The organism is Umezawaea tangerina (assembly GCF_003002815.1).
In the GTDB taxonomy this organism is placed as follows: domain Bacteria; phylum Actinomycetota; class Actinomycetes; order Mycobacteriales; family Pseudonocardiaceae; genus Umezawaea; species Umezawaea tangerina.
In genome coordinates, this window is the sequence record NZ_PVTF01000016.1 from 75,969 (window position 1) to 98,562 (window position 22,594).

The 22,594-nt window shown below is 71.2% G+C and carries 10 protein-coding genes; 9 read left to right on the forward strand and 1 reads right to left on the reverse strand.

The genetic code is table 11. The annotated features are described in order from the left end of the window. From CLV43_RS49815 to CLV43_RS39655, 6 genes are all read left to right on the forward strand, one after another. Positions 1-10,806: a type I polyketide synthase gene (locus CLV43_RS49815; RefSeq protein ID WP_106194602.1), complete on the forward strand. Its 10,806-nt coding sequence runs from the start codon at positions 1-3 to the stop codon at positions 10,804-10,806. A 135-nt stretch (positions 10,807-10,941) separates the two neighbouring features. Continuing rightward, positions 10,942-11,712, forward strand: a complete 771-nt coding sequence (locus CLV43_RS39635) for a thioesterase II family protein (protein WP_106194605.1) — start codon at positions 10,942-10,944, stop codon at positions 11,710-11,712. Positions 11,713-11,917: 205 nt separating this feature from the next. Further along, positions 11,918-13,345: a class I adenylate-forming enzyme family protein gene (locus CLV43_RS39640; RefSeq protein ID WP_106194853.1), complete on the forward strand. Its 1,428-nt coding sequence runs from the start codon at positions 11,918-11,920 to the stop codon at positions 13,343-13,345. 18 nt (positions 13,346-13,363) lie between these two features. Beyond that, positions 13,364-14,344, forward strand: coding sequence for an ACP S-malonyltransferase (locus CLV43_RS39645; RefSeq protein WP_245887329.1), 981 nt, complete (start codon positions 13,364-13,366; stop codon positions 14,342-14,344). A 19-nt stretch (positions 14,345-14,363) separates the two neighbouring features. Beyond that, entirely contained in the window at positions 14,364-15,467 is a 1,104-nt protein-coding gene (gene speB, locus CLV43_RS39650) for an agmatinase (RefSeq protein ID WP_245887330.1), read from the forward strand. Positions 15,468-15,499: 32 nt separating this feature from the next. Next, positions 15,500-16,726, forward strand: a complete 1,227-nt coding sequence (locus CLV43_RS39655; RefSeq protein ID WP_106194608.1) for a glycosyltransferase — start codon at positions 15,500-15,502, stop codon at positions 16,724-16,726. 414 nt (positions 16,727-17,140) lie between these two features. On the opposite strand, the gene CLV43_RS39660 is transcribed toward CLV43_RS39655, so the two are convergent. Then, positions 17,141-19,294 carry an MMPL family transporter gene (locus tag CLV43_RS39660; RefSeq protein ID WP_245887334.1) on the reverse strand — a complete coding sequence of 718 codons (2,154 nt, stop codon included), beginning with the start codon at positions 19,292-19,294 and terminating at the stop codon, positions 17,141-17,143. Positions 19,295-19,533: 239 nt separating this feature from the next. Here CLV43_RS39660 and CLV43_RS39665 point away from each other — a divergent pair, with 239 nt between their 5' ends. The 3 genes from CLV43_RS39665 (at position 19,534) to CLV43_RS39670 (ending at position 21,958) form a co-directional block, all read left to right on the forward strand. Continuing rightward, the gene (locus CLV43_RS39665) at positions 19,534-20,556 is read left to right on the forward strand and encodes a LacI family DNA-binding transcriptional regulator (protein ID WP_106194860.1); all 1,023 of its coding nucleotides are present in this window, start codon (positions 19,534-19,536) and stop codon (positions 20,554-20,556) included. Positions 20,557-20,998: 442 nt separating this feature from the next. Continuing rightward, positions 20,999-21,139: a hypothetical protein gene (locus CLV43_RS48195; RefSeq protein WP_170156220.1), complete on the forward strand. Its 141-nt coding sequence runs from the start codon at positions 20,999-21,001 to the stop codon at positions 21,137-21,139. A gap of 30 nt (positions 21,140-21,169) precedes the next feature. Further along, positions 21,170-21,958 (forward strand): alpha/beta fold hydrolase, encoded by a 789-nt coding sequence (locus CLV43_RS39670; RefSeq protein WP_245887337.1) that lies wholly within the window; start codon positions 21,170-21,172, stop codon positions 21,956-21,958. Positions 21,959-22,594 lie beyond the last annotated feature (636 nt).

The following is a 22,594-nucleotide window of genomic DNA, read 5'->3' on the forward strand; positions in this document are numbered from 1 at the left end:
ATGGACAACGAGGAGAAGCTGCGCGATTACCTCAAGCGCGCCACGGCGGACCTGCGCACGGTCCGCAAGCGCCTGAAGGAAGTCGAGGACGCCGACCACGAGCCCATCGCCATCATCGGGATGAGCTGCCGGTACCCCGGCGGGGTCAAGAGCCCGGAAGACCTGTGGGACCTGGTGACGGGCCAGCAGGACGCGATCTCGCCGCTGCCGACCGACCGCGGCTGGGACATCGAGGGCCTGTTCGGCGACGACCCCGAGGCCACCAACCAGAGCTACGTCGCCAAGGGCGGGTTCCTCTACGACGCCGCCGAGTTCGACCCGGCGTTCTTCGGCATCTCGCCCCGTGAGGCGCTCGCCATGGACCCGCAGCAGCGGCTGCTGCTGGAGACCTCGTGGGAGGCCTTCGAGCGCGCGGGCATCGACCCGGCGTCGGTCAAGGGCAGCAAGACCGGTGTCTACGCCGGAGTCATGTACCACGACTACTCCACCGGCCTGACCGAGATCCCGGAGGAGATCGGCGGCTACCTCAGCACCGGCACGGCGGGCAGCGTCGCCTCCGGCCGCGTGGCCTACACGCTCGGTCTTGAGGGCCCGGCCGTCACGATCGACACCGCGTGCTCGTCGTCGCTGGTCGCGCTGCACTGGGCGATCCAGGCCCTGCGCAAGGGCGAGTGCACGCTCGCGCTGGCCGGTGGTGTCACGGTGATGGCGACGCCCGGCACGTTCATCGAGTTCTCCCGGCAGAAGGGCCTCGCGGGCGACGGCCGCTGCAAGGCGTTCGCCGCCGCCGCGGACGGCACCGGGTGGGGCGAGGGCGCGGGCATGCTGCTCGTCGAACGGCTGTCCGAGGCCCAGCGGCTCGGACACCCGGTCCTCGCGGTCATCAGGGGCTCCGCGATCAACCAGGACGGCGCCTCGAACGGCCTCACCGCCCCGAACGGCCCGTCGCAGCGCCGCGTCATCCAGTCCGCGCTCGCCGACGCCGGGCTCACCACCCGCCAGGTCGACCTCGTCGAGGCGCACGGCACCGGCACCAAGCTCGGCGACCCGATCGAGGCCCAGGCCCTGCTCGCCACCTACGGCCAGGACCGCGCGGAGCCGCTGCGGCTGGGCTCGATCAAGTCCAACTTCGGCCACACGCAGGCCGCCGCCGGTGTCGCCGGTGTCATCAAGATGGTCATGGCGGTCCGCAACGGGGTCATGCCGAAGACGCTGCACGTCGACGAGCCGTCCCCGCACATCGACTGGTCCGCGGGTGCCGTCGAGCTGCTGACCGAGGAGCGCACCTGGCCCGAGACCGGCGAGCCCCGCCGCGCGGCCGTGTCCTCCTTCGGCTTCAGCGGCACCAACGCCCACACGATCATCGAGCAGGCCCCGGTCGCCGAGGAGGCCGCCGAGCGGACCCCGACGTCGGGTGTCCTGCCCTGGGTGTTGTCGGCTCGCGGTGAGACCGCGTTGCGCGCCCAGGCGTCCCAGCTCCGCGACCACCTGGCCGACAACCCGGACGTGCCCGTCGCCGACCTCGGCCACTCGCTGGCCACGACCCGCTCCCGCTTCCCGCACCGCGCGGTCCTGATCGGCCGCGAGCGCGCCGACTTCGCGCTGGACGCGCTGGCCGACGGCGAGGTCAGCGCCGACGTGGTCGAGGGCGTCGCGGACGTGCGCGGCAAGGTGGCCTTCGTCTTCCCCGGCCAGGGCTCGCAGTGGGTCGGCATGGCCCTGGAGCTGCTGGACGACAACGAGGTCTTCCGCACCCGCATGGCGGAGTGCGAGCAAGCGTTGTCGTCCTATGTGGACTGGTCGCTCATCGCCGTGCTGCGGGAGGAGGACGGCGCTCCGGGCTTCGACCGGGTCGACGTGGTCCAGCCCGCGCTGTGGGCCGTGATGGTGTCCCTGGCCCAGGTGTGGCGCTCCTACGGCGTCACGCCCGCCGCGGTCGTCGGCAGCTCGCAGGGCGAGATCGCCGCCGCGTGCGTCGCGGGTGCGCTCTCGCTCGACGACGCCGCCCGCGTCGTGGCCCTGCGCAGCCAGGCCCTCGGCGCGCTGTCGGGCCTCGGCGGCATGGTGTCCGTCGCGCTGCCGTCGGCGAAGACCCGCGAGCTGCTGGTCCGCTGGGACGGCAAGCTCTCCGTCGCCACGGTCAACGGACCGCGCGCCACCGTCGTCTCCGGCGACAACGACGCGCTCGACGAGCTGGTCGCCGTGTGCGAGGCCGACGGCGTGCGCGCCAAGCGGATCGCCGTGGACTACGCCTCGCACTCCGCCCACGTCGAGATCATCCGCGACCGGCTGGCCGAGCTGTTGGGACCGGTCAAGCCGATGGCGGGCGAGATCCCGTTCTACTCCACCGTCACCGGCAAGCCGGTCGACGGCACCGAGCTGGGCTCGGACTACTGGTACACGAACCTCCGCCAGACCGCCGAGTTCGAACTGGGCGTGCGGGCGCTGGTCGAGCGCGGCCACCGGTTCTTCCTGGAGATGAGCCCGCACCCCGTGCTGGCCATGGGCGTGCAGGACATCGTCGACGACCTGGGCACCGAGGCGGTGGTCATCGGGTCCCTGCGCCGGGGCGAGGGCGGCCCGACCCGGCTGCTCACCTCGCTGGCGCAGGCCCACGTGCGCGGTCTCGCGCTGGACTGGGACGCGGTGTTCGCCGGGACCGGCGCCCGCGCGGTAGAGCTGCCCACCTACCCGTTCCAGCGCCAGTCCTTCTGGCTCGACACCACCGGGTCCGGCTACGGCGACGTGTCGTCGGCGGGCCTCACCGTCACCGACCACGCCCTGCTCGGCGCGGCGGTCGCGTTGCCAGACTCCGCCGGTTACCTGTTCACCGGCAGGCTGTCGCAGCGCACCCACCCGTGGCTGGCCGACCACCGCGTGTCCGACGCGGTCCTGCTGCCCGGCACGGCCTTCGTCGAACTCGCGATCCGCGCGGGCGACCAGGTCGGCTGCGGCGTCGTGGACGAGCTGACCCTGGAAGCGCCGCTGGTGCTCGGCGACACCGAGGCCGTCGTGGTCCGGGTCGTCCTGGAAGCACCCGACGAGACCGGCCTGCGCGGCGTCTCGGTGTACTCGCGGACCGAGTTCGCGGACGACGACGAGCCGTGGACCAGGCACGCCACCGGCACCATGGCCGCCGATGGGGGAGCGGCGCCCGCTGACCTCACCGCGTGGCCGCCGTCCGGCGCCGAGGCGGTCGACACCAGCGGCCTGTACGACGGGCTCGCCGCCATCGGCCTCGGTTACGGCCCCGCGTTCCGCGGCGTGCGCGCCGCCTGGCGCTCCGGCGACGACGTGTTCGCCGAGGTCGCCCTGCCCGAAGGCGCGAAGGTCGCGGGCTTCGGCCTGCACCCCGCGCTGCTCGACGCGGCCCTGCACGCCGTCGGCCTCGGCTCGTTCATCGAGGTCACGGACACGCCGTGGCTGCCCTTCACCTGGACCGGGACGCGGCTCGACGCCGCGGGCGCGACCGCGCTGCGGGTCCGGATCTCCCCGGTCGGCACCGGTTCGGTGTCGGTCGTGGTCGCCGACGAGACCGGTCAGCCCGTCGCCTCCGTCGAGGAACTGGTGCTGCGCCCGGTGTCCCGGCAAGTCACCGCCGGACCCACTGCGGGCCGGTCGCTGTTCCGGGTCGACTGGCAGGTCCTGCCGCTCGACGCCGTCGAGACCCCACTGGAAGAGGTGCCCGATGTTGATGTGGTTCCCGTTGCGCTCCCAGCGTCTGACGCAGGCGCCGTTCACGCAGCCGTTCACGCCGTCCTCGCGCAGGCGCAGGACCGCCTTGCCGGTGAATCCCGTGTTGTCCTCCTCACCGGTGGCGGCGACGCCCTCGCGGCCGCGGCTGTCCGAGGCCTGATCCGCTCGGCCCAGACCGAGAACCCCGACCGCTTCGTCCTGGTCGACTCCGACGGCACCGCCGCGTCGGAGCGGATGCTGACCGCCGCCGTCGAGTCCGGCGAGCCGGAGCTGGAGCTGCGCGACGGTGTCGTGCGGGTGCCCAGGCTGACCCGCGCGGCGGTGTCCACTGTGGACGAGCCCGTGTTCCGGGACGGCGGCAGGGTCCTGCTGACCGGTGCCACCGGGGTGCTGGGCGCGCTGCTGGCCCGCCACCTGGTGACCGGGCACGGTGTCCGCGACCTGCTGCTGACCTCCCGCCGCGGCCTGGCCGCACCGGGTGCGACCGAGCTCCGCGACGAGCTGGTCGGCCTGGGCGCAGAGGTGGTCGTCGCGGCCTGCGACGCCGCCGACCGCGACGCGCTGGCCGCGCTGCTGGCCGAGCACCCGGTGACGTCGGTCGTGCACACGGCCGGTGTGCTGGACGACGGCGTGCTGTCGTCGCTCACGCCGGACCGGCTGGACACCGTGCTGCGGCCCAAGGTCGACGCCGTCCTCAACCTGGACGAGCTGGCCGGGGACGTGGAGAACTTCGTCCTGTTCTCCTCGGCCGCGGGCACGTTCGGCAACGCGGGCCAGGCCAACTACGCCGCCGCCAACGCGTTCGTGGACGCCTTCGCCCGCCACCGCCGCGACCAGGGCAAGCCCGCGCTCTCGCTGGCCTGGGGCCTGTGGGAGCAGGCCAGCGAGATGACCGGCGAGATGGCCGACGCCGACCGCGGCCGGGTGTCCGGCGGCATCGGCGGTCTCACCTCCGCGGAAGGCCTCGCGCTGTTCGACGCCACCCTGGCATCGGCCGAGCCGGTGCTCGTCGCCATGCACCTGGACACCGCCGCCCTGCGCGGCGCCGGTGCCTCGGTTCCGCCGCTGCTGCGCGGGTTCACCCGTGCGCCCGGCAGGCGCACCGCGTCCGCCGCCGACCAGGCCGCGGCCTCGGGGCTGGCGCAGAAGCTCGGCGCGCTGCCGGTGGCCGAGCAGCTCAAGGCGCTGCTCGACCTGATCCGCACGCACGTCACGGCGGTGCTCGGCTTCGCGGCCACGGACACCGTGGACACCTCGAAGGCGTTCCGGGAGCTGGGTTTCGACTCGCTGACGGCGGTCGAGCTGCGCAACCGGATCAACGCCGCCACCGGCCTCAAGCTGCCCGCCACGCTGGTGTTCGACTACCCGACCGCCGACGTGCTCGCGGAGTACCTCCGCGGCAAGCTCGTCGGCGAGGCCGGTGCCGCGGTGGTGACGCGTGCCGCCGCCGTGGCGGACAACGACGACCGCATCGCGATCGTCGCCATGAGCTGCCGCTTCCCCGGCGGCGTCACGAACCCGGAGGAACTGTGGGACCTCCTGGCGGAAGGTCGGGATGCTATCGGGGGCTTCCCGACCGACCGGGGGTGGAACATCGACTACCTCACGCGGGCGAGCAACGCCGCCGAGGGCGGTTTCCTCTACGACGCCAGCGAGTTCGACCCGGCGTTCTTCGGCATCAACCCGCGTGAGGCCCTGGCGATGGACCCCCAGCAGCGGCTGCTGCTGGAGACCTCGTGGGAGGCGTTCGAGCGGGCCGGGATCGACCCGACCTCGTTGCGCGGCAGCCAGACCGGCGTGTTCGCCGGGATGATGTACCACGACTACGGCACCCGGCTGACCGCGATCCCCGAGGAGGTCGGCGGCTACTTCGGCACCGGCACCGCGGGCAGCGTCGCGTCCGGCCGCATCGCCTACACCCTCGGCCTGGAGGGCCCGGCCGTCACGGTCGACACCGCGTGCTCCTCGTCCCTGGTGGCGCTGCACCTCGCCGTGCAGGCGCTGAGGTCCGGTGAGTGCTCGCTGGCGCTGGCCGGTGGTGTCACGGTGATGGCGACGCCCGGCACGTTCGTCGAGTTCAGCACCCAGGGCGCGATGGCCCCCGACTCGCGCTGCAAGCCCTTCGCCGCCGCCGCCGACGGGTCGAGCTGGGGTGAGGGCGCGGGCATGCTGGTGGTCGAACGGCTCGCCGACGCCCGCGCCAACGGCCACCCGGTGCTCGCGATCCTGCGCGGCACGGCCGTGAACCAGGACGGCGCCTCGAACGGGCTCACCGCCCCGAACGGCCCGTCGCAGCAGCGGGTGATCCGCCAGGCGCTGGCCAACTCGGGTCTGTCCACTTCGGACATCGACGCGGTCGAGGCGCACGGCACCGGGACCAGGCTGGGCGACCCGATCGAGGCGCAGGCCCTGCTGGAGACCTACGGCCAGAACCGGTCGACGCCGGTGCTGCTGGGCGCGGTCAAGTCCAACCTGGGCCACACGCAGGCCGCGGCCGGTGTCGCGGGCGTGATCAAGATGGTCATGGCCATGCGGCACGGCGTGATGCCGAAGACGCTGCACGTCGACGCGCCCTCCCCGCACGTCGACTGGACGTCCGGCTCGGTCGAGCTGGTCACCGACCCCACCCCGTGGCCCGACCACGGCCGGGTGCGCCGCTCCGCGGTGTCGTCCTTCGGCATCAGCGGCACCAACGCGCACGTCGTGCTGGAGCAAGCCGACGAGCCCGAGGTCACCGCCGAGCCCGGCGGGTGGTCGACGCTGCCGTGGCTGCTGTCCGGCAAGACCCCCGAGGCGCTGCGCGGCCAGGCCGCGAAGCTCAAGTCCCACCTGGCCGCGCACCCCGACGTGCGGCCGGTCGACGTCGCGTTCTCGCTGGCCACCAGCCGCACGCTGCTCGACCACCGCGCCGCGCTGGTGGCGGCCGACCACGACGAGCTGCTGACCGCGCTGGACGCCCCCGCGTCCGGTACGGCGGTCGCGGGGAAGCTCGCGTTCCTGTTCACCGGCCAGGGTTCGCAGCGCGCGGGCATGGGCCGTGAGCTGCACGTGGCGTTCCCGGTGTTCGCGAAGGCGTTCGACGAGGTGGCGGCGCTGGTGGACGTGCGGGACACCCAGGAGGAGCTGGACCGCACGGAGTTCACCCAGCCCGCGATCTTCGCCCTGGAAGTGGCGCTGTACCGGCTGGTCGAGTCGTGGGGCATCCGTCCCGACTTCCTGGGCGGGCACTCCATCGGTGAGATCGCCGCGGCCCACGTGGCGGGTGTGCTCTCGTTGGAGGACGCCGCCAAGCTGGTCAACGCCCGCGCGCGGCTGATGCAGGCACTCCCGGCCGGTGGCGCGATGATCGCGTTGCAGGCCAACGAGGACGAGGTCACGCCCCACCTCACCGACCGGGTGTCCATCGCCGCGGTCAACGGCCCCACCTCGGTCGTCATCGCCGGTGACGAGGACGCCGCGCTCGCGGTCGCGGACCACTTCGCGGACCGCAAGTCCAAGCGGCTGGCCGTGTCGCACGCGTTCCACTCGCCGTTGATGGAGCCGATGCTGGACGACTTCCGGGCCGTGGTGTCGACGCTGACCTTCCACGAGCCGACGATCGCGCTGCTGGGTGGGGTGACCGACCCGGAGTACTGGGTCCGCCACGTCCGCGAGGCCGTCCGGTTCGCCGAGACCGTCACCACCCTGGAAGCCCAGGGCGTCCGCACCTTCCTGGAGATCGGCCCCGACGGCGTCCTGACCGCGATGGGCCAGGACAGCGCCACCGAGGCCGTGCTGGTCGCCTCGCTGCGCAAGGACCGCGACGAGGTCCGCTCCCTGGTCACCGCCATCGCCGCGCTGCACACCCGCGGCGTCGAGGTCGACTGGAGCACGTTCTTCGCCGGCGCCAGGACCGTCGACCTGCCCACCTACGCCTTCCAGCGCGAGCGCTACTGGCTGGAGTCGCCCGCGGGCTTCGACGACGGCACGGCGGTCGGCCTGGGACTGGGCGCGGGCAACCACCCGCTGCTCGGCGCCGAGGTCTCGCTGCCCGAGTCCGGCGCGCTGGTGTTCAGCGGCAGGCTCGCGCTGGACACCCACCCGTGGCTGGCCGACCACGCCGTCGCGGGCACCGTCCTGCTGCCCGGCACGGCGTTCGTCGAGATGGCGCTCCAGGCGGGCGCGCAGGCCGACTGCGACCTGCTGGAGGAGCTGACCCTCGAAGCACCGCTGGTGCTCCCCGCGCACGGCGGCGTGGCCCTGCGGGTCATGGTGGGGGAGGAGGAGTCCGGTCGGCGCACGCTGACCGTGTTCTCCCGCACCGCCGCCGACGGCCCGTGGACCCGGCACGCGACCGGCACCCTCGGCACGTCCGCCGCCGATACCGACGCCGACCTGTCCGCGTGGCCGCCCGCCGGTGCCGAGCCGGTCGCGGTCGACGGGCTCTACGACGACTTCGCCGCGCTGGGCCTGGAGTACGGCCCGGTGTTCCAGGGCCTCAGGTCCGCGTGGCGGCACGGCGACGAGGTGTTCGCCGAGGTCTCGCTGGACGCCGACACCACCGCGTTCGGCCTGCACCCGGCCCTGCTCGACGCCGCCCTGCACGCCATCCGGTTCGGCGACTTCCTCTCCGACGGCGAGGGCACCCGGCTCCCGTTCTCCTTCGGGGGCGTCCGGCTGCACGCGGTCGGCGCGGGCGAGCTGCGGGTCCGGATGTCCGGCGCGGGCACCGACACCGTGTCGCTGCTGGTCGCCGACACGACCGGTGCGCCGGTCGCCTCCATCGACTCCCTGGTGCTGCTCCCGGTGGCGCTCGCCCCGGCCGCGACCGACTCGCTGTTCCACGTCGAGTGGGTGCCGGTCACGGCGACCGCGCGCACCGGCGGGTTCGTCGTGGTCGAGGTGTCCGGCACGGTCTCCGAGGCCGTCCACGCCGCACTGGCCACCGTCCGCGAGCACGTCGAGTCCGACACCACCGTGGTGTTCGCGACCCGCGGCGCGGTCGCGGTCCGGCCCGGCGACGACGTGACAGACCTCGCCGGTGCCGCGGTGCGCGGCCTGGTCCGCTCGGCGCAGTCCGAGCACCCCGGCCGGTTCGTGCTCGTCGACCTGCCCGCGGGCGTCGAGGTCGTGACCGTCGCCGACGAGCCGGAGATCGCGGTCCGCGACGGCGCGGTGCTCGCCCCGAGGCTCACCCGCACCCCGTCCGATGTGGACGGTGAGCCGGTGTTCGGAGCCGAGGGCACGGTCCTGGTGACCGGCGCCTCCGGCGGGCTGGGGTCGCTGTTCGCCCGCCACCTCGTCACCGGGCACGGCGTCACCGACCTGCTGCTGGCCAGCAGGCGCGGCGCGGACGCCCCCGGTGCCGCCGAGCTGCACACCGAGCTCGTCGGGCTCGGCGCGAAGGTGGAGTTCGCGGCCTGCGACGTCGCCGACCGCGCCGCCGTGGCCGAGCTGCTGGCCGCGCACCCGGTCAAGGCCGTGGTGCACACCGCCGGTGTGCTGGACGACGCCACGATCGGCTCCATGACCGCCGAGCAGGTCGACCGGGTGCTGCGCCCCAAGGTGGACGCGGTGGCGAACCTGCACGAGCTGGCGGGTGACGTGGACGCGTTCGTGGTGTTCTCCTCCGCCGCGGGCACGTTCGGCACTCCCGGCCAGGGCAACTACGCCGCGGCCAACGCCTACCTCGACGCCGTGGCGCAGCAGCGCAGGGCACGCGGGCAGGCCGGGCTGTCGCTGGCCTGGGGCCTGTGGGACGACCTCGGTGGCATGACCGCCGACGAGGCCCGCCTGAAGCGGTCCGGTGTGGCCGCGCTGGGTGTCGCGGAAGGCCTGGCGCTGTTCGACCGGGCCGCCCGCGGCCCGCACGCGGTCGCCGTGCCGATGAGGCTGGACACCGCTGGGCTGCGCGGAGCCGGACCGGAGCTCCCCGCGCTGCTGCGCGGTTTCGCCCGCACCACGACCCGGCGCGCGGCGTCGACCGACGTCCGGTTGGACCTGCGTGGTCTGTCCACCGAGGACAGGGCGGCGGCGCTGCTGGACGCGGTCCTGACGCACACCGCGGCGGTGCTGGGCTACGGCGCCAAGAAGGTCGAGCCGGACCAGCAGTTCGTCGAGCTGGGCTTCGACTCGCTCACCTCGGTGGAGCTGCGCAACGTGCTGAACGCGGTCACCGGCCTGCGGCTGCCGCCGACGCTGCTGTTCGACCACCCGACCCCGGCGCTGGTCGCCGAGCACCTGGGCCGCGAGGTCGACGTCCCCGCCGACCAGGTCGCCACCGCCGCTCCGGCGGGCACCCTGGGCCTGTTGTCTAAGCAGGCCAACGCGTCCGGTCGCGGCGAGGACTTCATGGGGCTGCTGATGGCGGTCTCGGAGTTCCGGCCGTCGTTCACCGGCCCCGAGGACCTGCCCGAGCCGCTGCACACCGTCCGGCTCGCCAAGGGCGACGCGGGACCCGGCCTGGTCTGCTTCCCGCCGATCCTGGCCAACTCCGGTGCGCAGGTCTACGCCCGCTTCGCGGCCTCGCTGCGCGACGAGCGGGACGTGTCCGTGGTGTCCACGCCGGGCTTCCTGCGCGGCGAGCTGGTCCCCGCGTCGGTCGACGCCGTCGTGCGGGCCCAGGCCCGTGCGGTGCTCGACCACGCCGAGGGCAAGCCGTTCGTGCTGGTCGGCCACTCCTCGGGCGGCACGCTCGCGCACGGTGTCGCCGCGCACCTGGAGAGCCTCGGCACCCCCGCCGAGGCCTTGGTGCTCATGGACATCTTCCGGCACGACCGCGAGGCCCTGTCCCGCGTGCACCCCGAGGTCGTCGGGGGCGCCGGGGAGGCCGCCGCGGCGGAGGAGGACGCGACCCTGCTGGACGACCAGCGGCTCACCGCGATGGGTGCCTACTGCCGCGTCTACGCGGGCTGGCGGCCCACCCCTATCGCCACCCCCACCCTGCTGGTCCGCGCGTCGGAACCGTTGCCGGGCATGGACCCCACCGCCGAGTGGCGGTCCACATGGGACTTCGAGCACGCCGTGCTCGACGCGCCGGGCACCCACTTCTCGATGATGCGTGAGCACGCGGGCACGACCGCCGCGGCCGTGCACGGGTGGCTGGTGGAGAACTTCCCCGAACAGGGGTGAACAGGGGGTGCGGGACGCCGCCGGCGTCCCGCACCATATTTTCATGCACCCAGTGGAATACCCATTACCTGATGCGCGTGGAGGTTGTGCGCCCCTGGTTAGGCCGTGAAGTCGTGAGAGGAAAAACCAACCGCCATGGCACGAGCAATTGTCGACACCGCATTGTGGATTCGTCGTTTCCACCCCAATCCGGACAGTGAGGTCCGATTGGTCTGCCTTCCGCACGCGGGAGGTTCGGCGAGCTTCTACTACCCGGTGTCGGAATCGTTGAGGCCCGGAGTCGAAGTGCTGGCGGTGCAGTACCCCGGACGGCAGGACCGCCGGGCGGAACCGTGCATCGAGACGGTCGAGGTGCTGGCCGACCGGATCGTCACGGCACTGGGACCGTGGGTGGGGGACAAGCCCCTCGCCCTGCTCGGCCACAGCATGGGGGCCACGCTGGCCTTCGAGGTGGCCCGCGGACTGGAACGGCGCGGAACCGCCCCCGTCGCCCTGTTCGCCTCCGGCCGCCGCGCCCCGTCGCGCTACCGCGACGACCAGGTGCACCTGCGCGACGACGACGGGATCGTCGCCGAGCTGCAGCTGCTCAGCGGCACCGACTCCCGGCTGCTGGGCAACGAGGACCTGCTCAGGCTGGTCATCCCGGTCATCCGCGCCGACTACAAGGCCGTGGAGACCTACCGGTGCGAGCCGGGCGCCCAGGTGTCCTGCCCGATCACCGTCCTGGTCGGCGACAGCGACCCCAAGGCCACCATAGAGGAGGCGCGGGCCTGGTCGGAGCACACGACCGGCGCCTTCGACCTCCAGGTCTACCCCGGTGGCCACTTCTACCTGAGCACCCATCAAGACGAGGTGACCGACCTCATCTCCGCACGTCTCACCGGGTATTCGCCCCCGCGGGGGTAGGGGACCCCTACGGGTGTGGTCAGGGGTTTCGCTCCGGAACAACGTAATAATACCCTTGTCCCAGTTGGACTTCAGCGGAGATTCGACTCTTCAGCAGGGCAGTGCATTCACGAATTACTTCTCGCTGCGAGCAGTGCGCCAACCCGACGGGACGCCGCGCGCTCCTCCGCGGCCCCGTGAGCAAGAGGAAGGAGGAGTGCCGCAGATGACCGCGAAACTCTTCTCGACCGACTCGGTGCAGACCTATCCCGAGTTCGAGCAGAACGCCCTGCGCGTGGCCGACGTGTTGGGGGAGAACGGCATCGGTCACGGCTGCCGGGTGATGCTGAAAGCGGGCAACTCGGCGGGGTGGGTCGTGACGCTGCTGGCCCTGATGCACGTCGGCGCGTCGATCGTCATGGTCGACAGCCAGGAACGCGCCGACCAGACCCGGCGGATCGCGAACCAGGCGGGCGTGAAGATGTGCGTCGTCGACGAGGACGCCCCGCTGGACGCCGACGAGAGCAAGGTGTTCATCTACGAGCTCCTGGTGGCCGCGGCCAGCCGGACCCCGTTGCGGGACAAGCTGGACTTCACCGAGTGGTCCGAGCGCCCCGACGGCCTGGTCATGTGGTCGTCGGGCTCCACCGGCACGCCCAAGGGCATCGTGAAGTCCGGCGGCAAGTTCCTGGAGAACCTGCGCCGCAACGCCGCCCAGGTCGGCCACCGCGAGGGCGACGTCCTCATGCCGCTGCTGCCGTTCTCCCACCAGTACGGGCTTTCCATGGTGCTGATCGCGTGGCAGGAGCGCTGTTCGCTCGTCGTCGCGCCGTACCGCAGGATCGACCGCGCGCTGGTGATGGCGGGCCAGACCGGCGTCACGGTCGTCGACGCCACCCCCTCCACCTACCGCAGCCTCCTCAACATCGTGCAGAAGCGCCCCGAGGCGGGCCTGAACGTCGACACCGTGCGGATGTTCTGCAGCGGTGCCGCGCCCCTGGACCCCTCGCTGGTGAAGGCCTACGTCGACCGCTTCGGCCTGCCCCTGCTGGACAGCTACGGCAGCACCGAGATGGGCAACGTGTCGTTCGCGACGCCCGAGAACCCGGTGGCGTGCGGCGTGGCCATGGAGGGCCTGGAGATCAAGGTCGTCGACGACGAGGGCCACGAGGTCGAGGTCGACCAGATCGGCGAGGTCCTGGTCAACACCCCCGACGTGATGGAGGGCTACCTGGCCGAGGACGGCACGCTCGTCCCGCACACCCAGCAGTGGTTCCAGACCGGCGACTTCGGCAAGCTCGACGCGCACGGCAACCTGTCCGTCTTCGGCCGCAAGTTCGCCGTGACCAGGATGGGCTACACGCTCTACCCGGAGATCATCGAGCGCAAGATCGCCGAGAAGGGCTGCTCCGCCAAGGTCGTGTCCGTCCCGGACGAGCGCCGCGGCTGCCAGCTCGTGTTCTTCGTGGAGGACTCGCTCGACCGCGAGCCGCACTTCTGGCGGGAGCTGCTCAGCGAGCTGCTGCCGGTCTACGAACGCCCGAACCGGGTGCACGTGCTCGACAGCTTCCCCCTCAACCGCAACGGCAAGCCCGACCGGCTGCACCTCGAGCAGCTGGCGCTGGCCGAGGTCCCCGACGGCGCCAGCGTCTGACCGGAACGGGGAACACCGATGGAGAACACGCAGAGCGCCGCCCCCGGTGCGCAGAACGGGAAGTCCGGGTACGAGGTGGAACAGGGGCTCACCGCGATCGTGTTCCCCGGTATGGGGCCGTGCAACTTCGCCGACGTCGGCAGGTACATGGTCCTCGACCGCTACGCCCGTCGGCGGCTGGCCGCCGCCGACGAGGCGCTGGGGTACTCGGTGCTGCAGCGCTTCCGCGGTACCGACCACGAGTACTCCGAGGCCACCCAGATCGCCTTCCTGGTCAACTCGGTGGCGCTGGCCGACCGCGCCGTCGACGCCATGGGGCTCGACCCCGACCTGTGCGTCGGGCCGAGCTTCGGGCAGAAGGCCGCCGCCGCGTTCGTCGACTCGCTCCCGTTCGGCGACGTGGTCCGGATGACGGCGGAGCTGGCCCGGTGCGAGGAGGAGTTCTTCACCGCGGAGTACTCCGACGTCATCACGCAGTCGTTCGTCCGCACCCCCGAGGAGCGGACCAAGGAGATCCTCGCCGAGATGGAGGCGCGGGGGGAGTGGTACGAGATCTCGGGCTACCTCGACCACGACTTCTACTTCGTCTCGGTGCGCGAGTCCTCGCTGGACTTCTTCAAGCAGCGCATCAGGGACGCGGGCGGGTACTCCATGTACTCGATGCGCCCGCCGGTGCACGCCAGAGCGTTCTCCGCCCTGCGGCGCAAGGTCGAGGAGGAGGTGTTCGCCCGCTACGACATCGGGGCGCCGCGGATCCCGGTGATCGCCGACCAGAACGGCACGACAGTGGCCGACGCCGAGGCGATGCGGACCATGCTGCTCGACACGTTCGACCGGCCCATCAACTGGCCGGACGTGGTCTCCGCGCTGCGGCGCGGTGGCGTCACCGACCTGTGGTTCACCGGCGCGGACAACCTGTTCCACCGCCTGGACTGCACCACCAGGAACTTCCGTGTGACGGCCGTGACCCCGAAAACCGCGCTGCGCCCCGAGAAGTAGCGACCTGAGGAGAGCTTTCGTGATCGACGAGAAGTGGCCGCACCGGATCCACTCGACCATCAACCCACCGCGCGAGCCGGGTCCCATCGACCTGCGCCGCAACTTCGCCCAACCCGCCTACTCGGGCATCGGCACGTTCATGAACGTGCCGATCTGCCTCGACCAGGCGGACCTGCGGGCGGGCAACGTGGACGTGGCGGTCGTGGGTGTTCCGCTCGACCAGTCCGTCGGTCACCGCGGTGCCGCCTTCGGGCCCAGGGCCATCCGCACCGAAGAGCGCTACCTGTTCAACAACTACGAGGACTTCGTCCACTCCGCCACCAGGGTGAAGCCGTTCCAGCAGCTCAAGGTCGTGGACTACGGCGACGCCCCGGTGGACATGTTCAGCAACGCCAACTCCATGGAGCCGATCCGGGAGATGATCACCGAGGTCGCGCAGGCGGGCGCCGTGCCGGTCGTGCTCGGCGGCGACCACACGCTGCTGTGGCCCAGCGCGGGCGCGCTCAACGACGTGCACGGCGCGGGCAGCGTCGCGGTCGTCCACTTCGACGCCCACCCCGACTGCCACGCCGAGGTGTACGGCAACAAGGTCAGCCACACCACCCCCATCCACCGGCTCATCGAGGACGAGAAGTTCCCCGGTGCCAACATCGTCCAGATGGGGCTGCGCAGCCCGTCCGCCCCGGACGACGAGCAGTTCAACTGGATGCGCAGGCAGGGCATGAAGTCCCACTTCATGGCCGAGGTGGAACGGCTCGGCATCGACGCCGTGATCGACAAGCTCATCGCCGACGTCTCGCACGTCCCGAACGTCTACCTGTCGTTGGACATCGACGTCCTGGACCCCGCGTACGCCCCCGGCACCGGCACCCCGGAACCGGGCGGCCTGACCACGCGGGAGCTGTTCCCCGCCCTGCGCAGGCTCGCCCACGAGACCAACGTCGTCGGCATGGACGTCGTCGAGGTCGCGCCGAACATCGACCCCGGCTACTCGACCGCGCTCAACGCGCGGCGCGCCGTGCTGGAGGTCCTCACCGGCCTGGCCATGCGCAAGATGCAGATCTCCAGCAGCAACTACGTGAACCCGATCGTGTCCGGTCAGGTCAAGTTCCCGATGCGATGACCGTCGGTTTCCACAGATGAAGGGCGACAGTCGTGCGAGTACTGAGCAGCATCACCGGCTCCCAGGGCCACGCGCGGGACATGCTCCCGCTGATCCGCGCGATCGCCGACGCCGGGCACGACGTCCTGGTCGCGCTGCCGCCCTCGCTGGCGCCGGTGTACGCCGACGAGCGGGTGCGGGTCGAGCCGGTGCTCCCGGAGATGCACGACTCGATCATGGCCGTGATGAAGGAGGGCGCCGAGCAGCGCGCGGCCGAGGCGAAGCGCACCGGGAAGCCGGTGGCACCGCCGCCGGAGATGACCGCGTTCGACGAGATGCTGGTGATGGCGGGCGGACCGCACATCACCCCGACCTACCGCGCCATCATGGCGCTGGCGCTGGACTTCAAGCCGAACCTGGTCGTGCGCGACTCCGCGGAGATCGCCGCCACCCTCGTCGCCGAGCAGCTCGGCCTGCGCTACATCTGCGGCCCGTCCGGCGCCGGTGACATGGTCGACCCGGTCCGCCTGGTCGACCTGCTCAACGACCGCCGCGCCGAGCTCGACCTCCCGCCCGCGCACGACCCCGACGCCCTGTACCGCTTCGGCCGCTTCGACTCCGTGCCCGAGCGCTACTCCTTCGCCGCCTTCGACGTCCCCTACGCCATCCGCTACCGCCAGTCCCCGATCGTCGCCCGCGACGAGGTGCTCAGCCGCGAGATCGCCCAGCTGCCCACCGACAAGCCGCTCGTGGCCTGCGCCATGGGCACGGTCCTGGTGCAGCTGCGCCAGTTCTTCCAGTTCGGCCCACCCCAGGACGAGGACCCGTCGAAGGTCCTCCTGCGGGCACTGGCGGGCGGGCTGTCCGAACTGGACTGCTACGCGGTGCTCGCCACCGGCGGCCTGTCCATGGACGGCATCGAGGTCGGCGACAACGTGCACGTCGTCGAGCGCATGGCCCAACCCCTGCTCCTGCAGTGCGCCGACCTGTTCGTGACCCACGGCGGCTACAACAGCATCCGCGAGTCCATGTTCGGCGGCACCCCCATGGCCGTCCTGCCCCAGTTCGGCGACCAGCCCTTCCACGCCGACCTCCTGCAGAAGATGAACCTCGGCCGCATCATCCCGGAGACGACCGCCGACGTCGTCCGCGACACCTGCCGCCAGGTCCTCTCCGACCCCGCCATCACCGCGGAGGTCCGCCGGGCCCAACGCGAGATGCTCGCCCTCCCCAGCGTCGACACCGTCGTCCCCCACCTGGAGTCCCTCGCCCTGCCGTGAGGCGACCCCACCCACCCTGCCCCCGAGCCCCCCACTCGGGGGCAGTGGTGTGTCCGGGGGTGGTTTCGTGGGTTTCGTATGGGGGTGGCTGGGTGGGGGTTACGACCCGCGGTGGTGTGGTCGATTTGACTTGGGGCCCCTCTTTTTGGGCCTCGTCGGGCGAAAAAGGGCAGGTGGTAGAGCCTGCCCGCCGACTAATTGTAGGCCCAAAAACCCCAAGTAAAATCGACCACGGTTGCGTGCTTTCGTTGCCTACCAGCGGCTTGCGCTGGGTCGGCCGTTGGGCTTGTTGCGTACCAGATGCTTGGCCACACCTCGTGGGGGCAGACTCGCTTCGTCGAGTGCTGCGAGACCACCCAGCGCAAAAGGGGAGGCCCCGGCATCTCTGCCGGGGCCTCCCCTTCACCACTCACCTCACCCAACGGGCTGCGGGAACCTCTGCCACTGCGCGGGCCGGTTGTCGTCGTCCTTGTGGTCGTCCTCGTCGTCGACGTCGCCGCCCTCGTGGATGGCGAGCTTCTCCTGGATGCGGCGCAGCGGGCCGGGAGCCCACCAGGCGGCGTTGCCGAGGAGCTTGAGGACCGCGGGGACCAGGATCATCCGGACGATGGTCGCGTCGAGCGCCAGTGCCAGGATCATGCCGACGCCGACGAAGCGCATCATGGCCACCTGGGAGAAGGCGAAGGCGCCGGTGACCAGGATGAGCAGGATGGCGGCGGCGGTGATGACCCGGCCGGTCTTGGCGAGGCCGACGGTGACCGCCTCCTCGTTGCTGGCGCCCTTGTTGCGGGCCTCGACCATGCGGGAGAGCAGGAACACCTCGTAGTCGGTCGACAGGCCCAGGATCATCGCGACCATGAGGACCACGATGCCGGAGTCCAGCGGCGACGGGGTCACGCCGAGCAGCGAGGCCAGGTGGCCGTCGTAGAAGATCCAGGTGAGGACGCCGAACGTGGCCGAGAGGCTCAGCGCGCTCATGACGATCGCCTTGATGGGCAGCAGGACCGAGCCGAACGCCAGGAACATCAGGATGAACGTGGCGGCGATGAACAGCAGCGCCATCCACGGCAGCCGCGAGCTGATGGCGTTCAGGCTGTCGACGTTGACGGCGGTGGAACCGCCCACCAGCGTCTCGCTGGCGCCCAGGGGAGGCGTCACCTTGCGGACGTCGAGCATGGCCTGCTTGGAGGCGTCGCTGAGCGGGTCGCCGTCCAGCGAGGCCGAGAGCAGCCAGATGTTGTCCTTCGGCTCCTGCGCCAGCGCCGCGGTGTCGATGCCGGGCACGGCGGCCACCCGCTCGGCGTAGCGCTGCACGGCCTCCTGGCTGGTGTTGCCCTTCACGACGATGTCGAGGCCGGTCTTGGCGATGGCGGGGAAGTCCTTGTTCAGGGTCTCCACGGCCACACGCGCCTCGTTGCCCGCGGGCAGCACCTTCTCGGTGACCTCGCCGAACTTCACGCCGAGGAACGGCGCGCCCAGCGCGAGCAGCACGGCGACGATCGGGACGGCGATCAGGGCCGGGCGCTTCATGACCTTCTTGCCGAGCCTGGCCCAGACGGCGCCGCCCTCGGACTTGGCCATGCGCTTGCGCCACGGCATGGACAGCTTGTCGACGCGGTGGCCGAGGATGCCCAGCAGCGCGGGCAGCAGGGTCAGCGAGACGAACGCGGCGACCGCGACGGCGGACATGCCGCCGTAGCCCAGCGACTTGAGGAAGCTCTGCGGGAACAGCAGCAGACCGGCGAGGGCGATCACCAGCAGCGTCGCGGAGAACACGACCGTGCGGCCCGCGGAGCCCACCGTGCGCTGCACGGCCTGCTCGGTGGTGCGCCCGGCGGCGAGCTCCTCCCGGAACCGGCCGACTATGAAGAGGCCGTAGTCGATGGCCATGCCGAGGCCGAGCAGCGTCGCCACGTTGATGGCGAACGAGTTGACCTCGGTGCCCAGCGAGACGGCGTGCAGCAGCGCCATCGAGCCCATGATCGCCAGACCGCCGACGAGCACCGGCAGCGAGGCCGCGACGACACCGCCGAAGATGATCACCAGCAGGATCAGCACGATCGGCATCGACACGGCCTCGGCGCGGACCAGGTCGGCGCCGGACATCTCGCTGATCGTCTTCTGGACCGGGATCTGGCCAGCCAGCTGGGTCTCGACGCCGTCGACCTTGAGCTGGTCGGAGAAGCGCGCGAAGTCCTTGAGCTGGGTGTTGGAGTCGGAGGCCTGCAGCGTGATCGCCACCAGCGCCTTCGACTTGTCGGCGCTGCCGAACGGGTTGGGCTGGGGGATGTTCCAGTAGGACGCGACCGTCTTGACCGCGTCGGTCGGCAGGCCCGAGAGCTGCTTCTCGACCTTCGCCTTCAGGTCGGGCGAGTCGATCGTGCTGCCGCTGGGCGCCGTGTACATCACGACGATGTCGCCGCCCTGGCGGCCGAAGGTGCCCTCGATGACCTTGTTGGCCCGCACGGCCTCGCTCGTGGGGTCGCCGAAACCACCCTCACTGAGCCGGTCGAATACCCCGAGTCCCCACATTCCGCCCATCACGGTCAGCACCAAGGTGGCGATCATCACCACCCAACGGCGGTGGTACGCAAGTGAACCCCACTTCGCGAACAAGGTCGTCCTCCTACTGTGGTGGGCCAATTCATGCCCAGGTTGGCGGGTTTTGCACGGCGTTTACCGGGTGAACACATTCATAAGCAGTCCGTCGCGGAACCGCTGGTCGCGGCCCTAAAAGGCGACTACCCGCCGGTCCATCTGGTGGAAATCCCACGGTCACCGCACGCGGGCAAGGTATAAATGTGTTCATGCCGGGTGAACTGGTCGCTCCTGCGACAAGGGCCGTGACCCTCGAAGAAGTCGCGAGGGTGGCCGGCGTTTCGCGTGCGACGGTTTCCCGTGTGGTCAACCGCGTGCCGACGGTCGACAGCGAGCTGCGCGAGACGGTGCAGCAGGCGATCGACGCGACCGGCTACCGGCCGAACCTGGCGGCGCGGTCGCTGGTGACCCGGCGGGCCGGGTCGGTCGCCCTGGTGCTGCCGAGCGAGGGCCGCATCTTCGGCGACCCGTTCTTCGGCCGGGTCGTGGAGGGCGTCATGGGCGTCGTCCAGCCCATCGGCGTGCACCTCGTCGTGACGCTGGCCGGGTCGTCCACCTACGAGCACCTCGTCGCCGACCTGCGGCAGGGTAGGCTCGACGGCGCGATACTGATCCACACGCACCGCGGCGACCCGCTGCCCTCCCTGCTCGCGAACATGCGGCTGCCCGTCGTGCTGTCCGGCAGACCCATGGGCGCCCTGCGGATCAGCCACGTCGACGTGGACCAGGCCGCGGGTGCCCGTCTCGCCGCCGAACACCTCGTCGGCCTCGGCAGACGCAGGATCGCGACGATCTCCGGCCCGCTCGACGCGCCCGCGGGCATCGACCGGCTCGACGGGTTCCGCGCCGCGATGGCCGACCTGGGCCACCACGACGTGCCCGTCGCCGAGGGCGACTTCAGCTCCGAGTCCGGCGCGCGCGCCGTCGAGCGGCTGCTCGCCGAGCACCCGGACCTCGACGGCCTGTTCGTCGCGTCCGACCTGATGGCGCACGGGGCCCTGCCCGTGCTGCGCAGGGCCGGTCGCCGCGTTCCCGAGGACGTCGCCGTCGTCGGTTTCGACGACAGCAGCTCCGCCCTCGTGTGCGACCCGACCCTGACCACGGTGAGGCAGCCCGTGGAGGACATGGCGGCCGAAATGGTGCGGCTGCTGCTCGACCACGTCGACCGGCCGAACAGGCCCGTCAGTTCCGTGGTGTTCGCGCCGACCTTCGTGGTCCGCCACTCCGCCTGAGCTCTTCCGGCATTCACCGGTGCTGTGCGACTGCACGACTGCATCGCCTCCGTCCGCGATGTCGGAACTCGCGTCTGCCCTCGTTCCGGAATTCCGGTGAACGACTCCGCGAAGATCCGGACCCTTCGTAACGTAACGCCGTTTTAGGCGGTTGTCGTCATCACTTCGACGGACTCAGGGGTGGGCCCATGTGTGGACTGGGGTGCCGGTAGGGGGTTTTCGGTGTTGCGTCCGGACAGGTGGGGGAGTAGTGCGAACGCCCACCGGCCGCCACCAAGTGTCTCGGCTGAACGGAGCAGTGGATACCCCAGACCCTTTTGCTGCCCTTTCGGGCCGTAGGGGAGTCGTAGGGGTTGTTCTGCGTCACATTCCGTCGTTATGGTGATTGAACCTGAAGCGCATATCGAGTATGCCGATCCGCGCGATAGCAACAGGAGTCGCCATGGAACCCGCAACCACCGAGGTGGCCGTCGCGAATGCTTCTCACGAGGACATCGTGGAGAGGTTCTGCATTCCTCCGCGCGAATGGTGGACAGCCGAAGGTGAAAGCCTCGAACCCACCATCATGCGCGGTCTTGACTGATAGCTTCGGCTCAACGAAAGGGGCCCACCGATGACCCAGGTCGACATGTCCACGGCACGTCTGGCCGCGACCGTCCGCGGTAGCGGACCCGCCGTGGTCCTCGCGCACGGAGCGGGTGGCACCGTCCAGGCCAACTTCGGACCGCTGCTCGCGCCGCTGTCCCGCTCCTTCACGGTCATCGGCGCCGACCTGCCGGGCTCCGGCGCGACCCGCCGCTCCACCGCGCCCCTGGACCTCGACGACCTGGCCGACCGCCTGGTCGCCACCGCCGTCCACGAGGGCGCCGAGAAGTTCACCGTCGTCGGCTACTCACTCGGCTGCGCCACCGCCGTCCGCGCCGCGCTGCGCCACCCCGACCACGTCACCGGCCTCGTTCTCACGGCGGGCTTCGCCGCCCTCGACGACGTCACCCGCGCCCGCGTCCAGCGCTGGCGCACCCTCGCCACCGGCGACCGCACCGCCCTCGCCCGCTACGTCACCTCCCTCATGCTCGGCACCGCCTACCTCGGCCGCATGAGCCACGAACAGCGCGAGGGCTTCATCGAACTGGTCGCCCTCACCACCCCCGCCGGCCTCCTGGAGCAGATCGACCTGGTCCTGCAGACCGACATCACCACCGACCTCCCGTCGGTCACCGTCCCCACCCTCGTCATCGGCACCAAGCAGGACCAACTCATCTCCCCCACCCTCACCAAGGCCCTCGCCGACGGCATCCCCAACGCCACCTGGTCCGAACTCGACTCCGGCCACGCCCCCGCCCTGGAAAGCGCAGGCGCCTGGACCCGCCTCATCGAGGACTTCACCAACACCCGCCAATAACCACTCGCAACACCCGAAAACCCCCGGTCGCCTCCCCTCCGACCGGGGGTTTTCCACAACAGCAGTGCCCGACGCAAAGCGAGTAACCACCCACCCACCCACCCACCCACCCACCCCGATGGGCGCAGCCCGCCACCGCGCATCCGGCGCGAAGCGCCTGGGGCCTCGTCGGCGCCAGCCGATGCCCTGTCCGCCGCGAAGCGCGGATGCCCCGTCCAACGGCGCAGCCGAGGATGCCTTGTCCGACGCGGAGCGAGGATGCCCGAGTCGGCGGAGCCGATGCTGGCGAAGCCAGACCTACCCCTGCCCCCGATACACAGCGCCCTCCTGTTCAACCCCTGTTTGTCAAGACAGCTTTACCGTCTTGACAAACAGGGGTTGAACATTGAGACAATTGCGCGCACGGGGGCCGGGCTTCGCCAACCACCCCCCAAGCAAGGAGCCGGCGTCCGACCGGTCATGATCGGTCGGACGCCGGCGGCAGGGGATTCCCTCCTCCCCTCACAGGGGGGAGGTCTTTCAGGCGGCGACCAGAGCCACGACCAACCGATCGGCAGTACCCGAGCCAGCACCCGATAGCAGCACCCGGTCCGGCGGTCCGTGGGATCCCGAGTCTCAACGCCGCGAACAAGACTC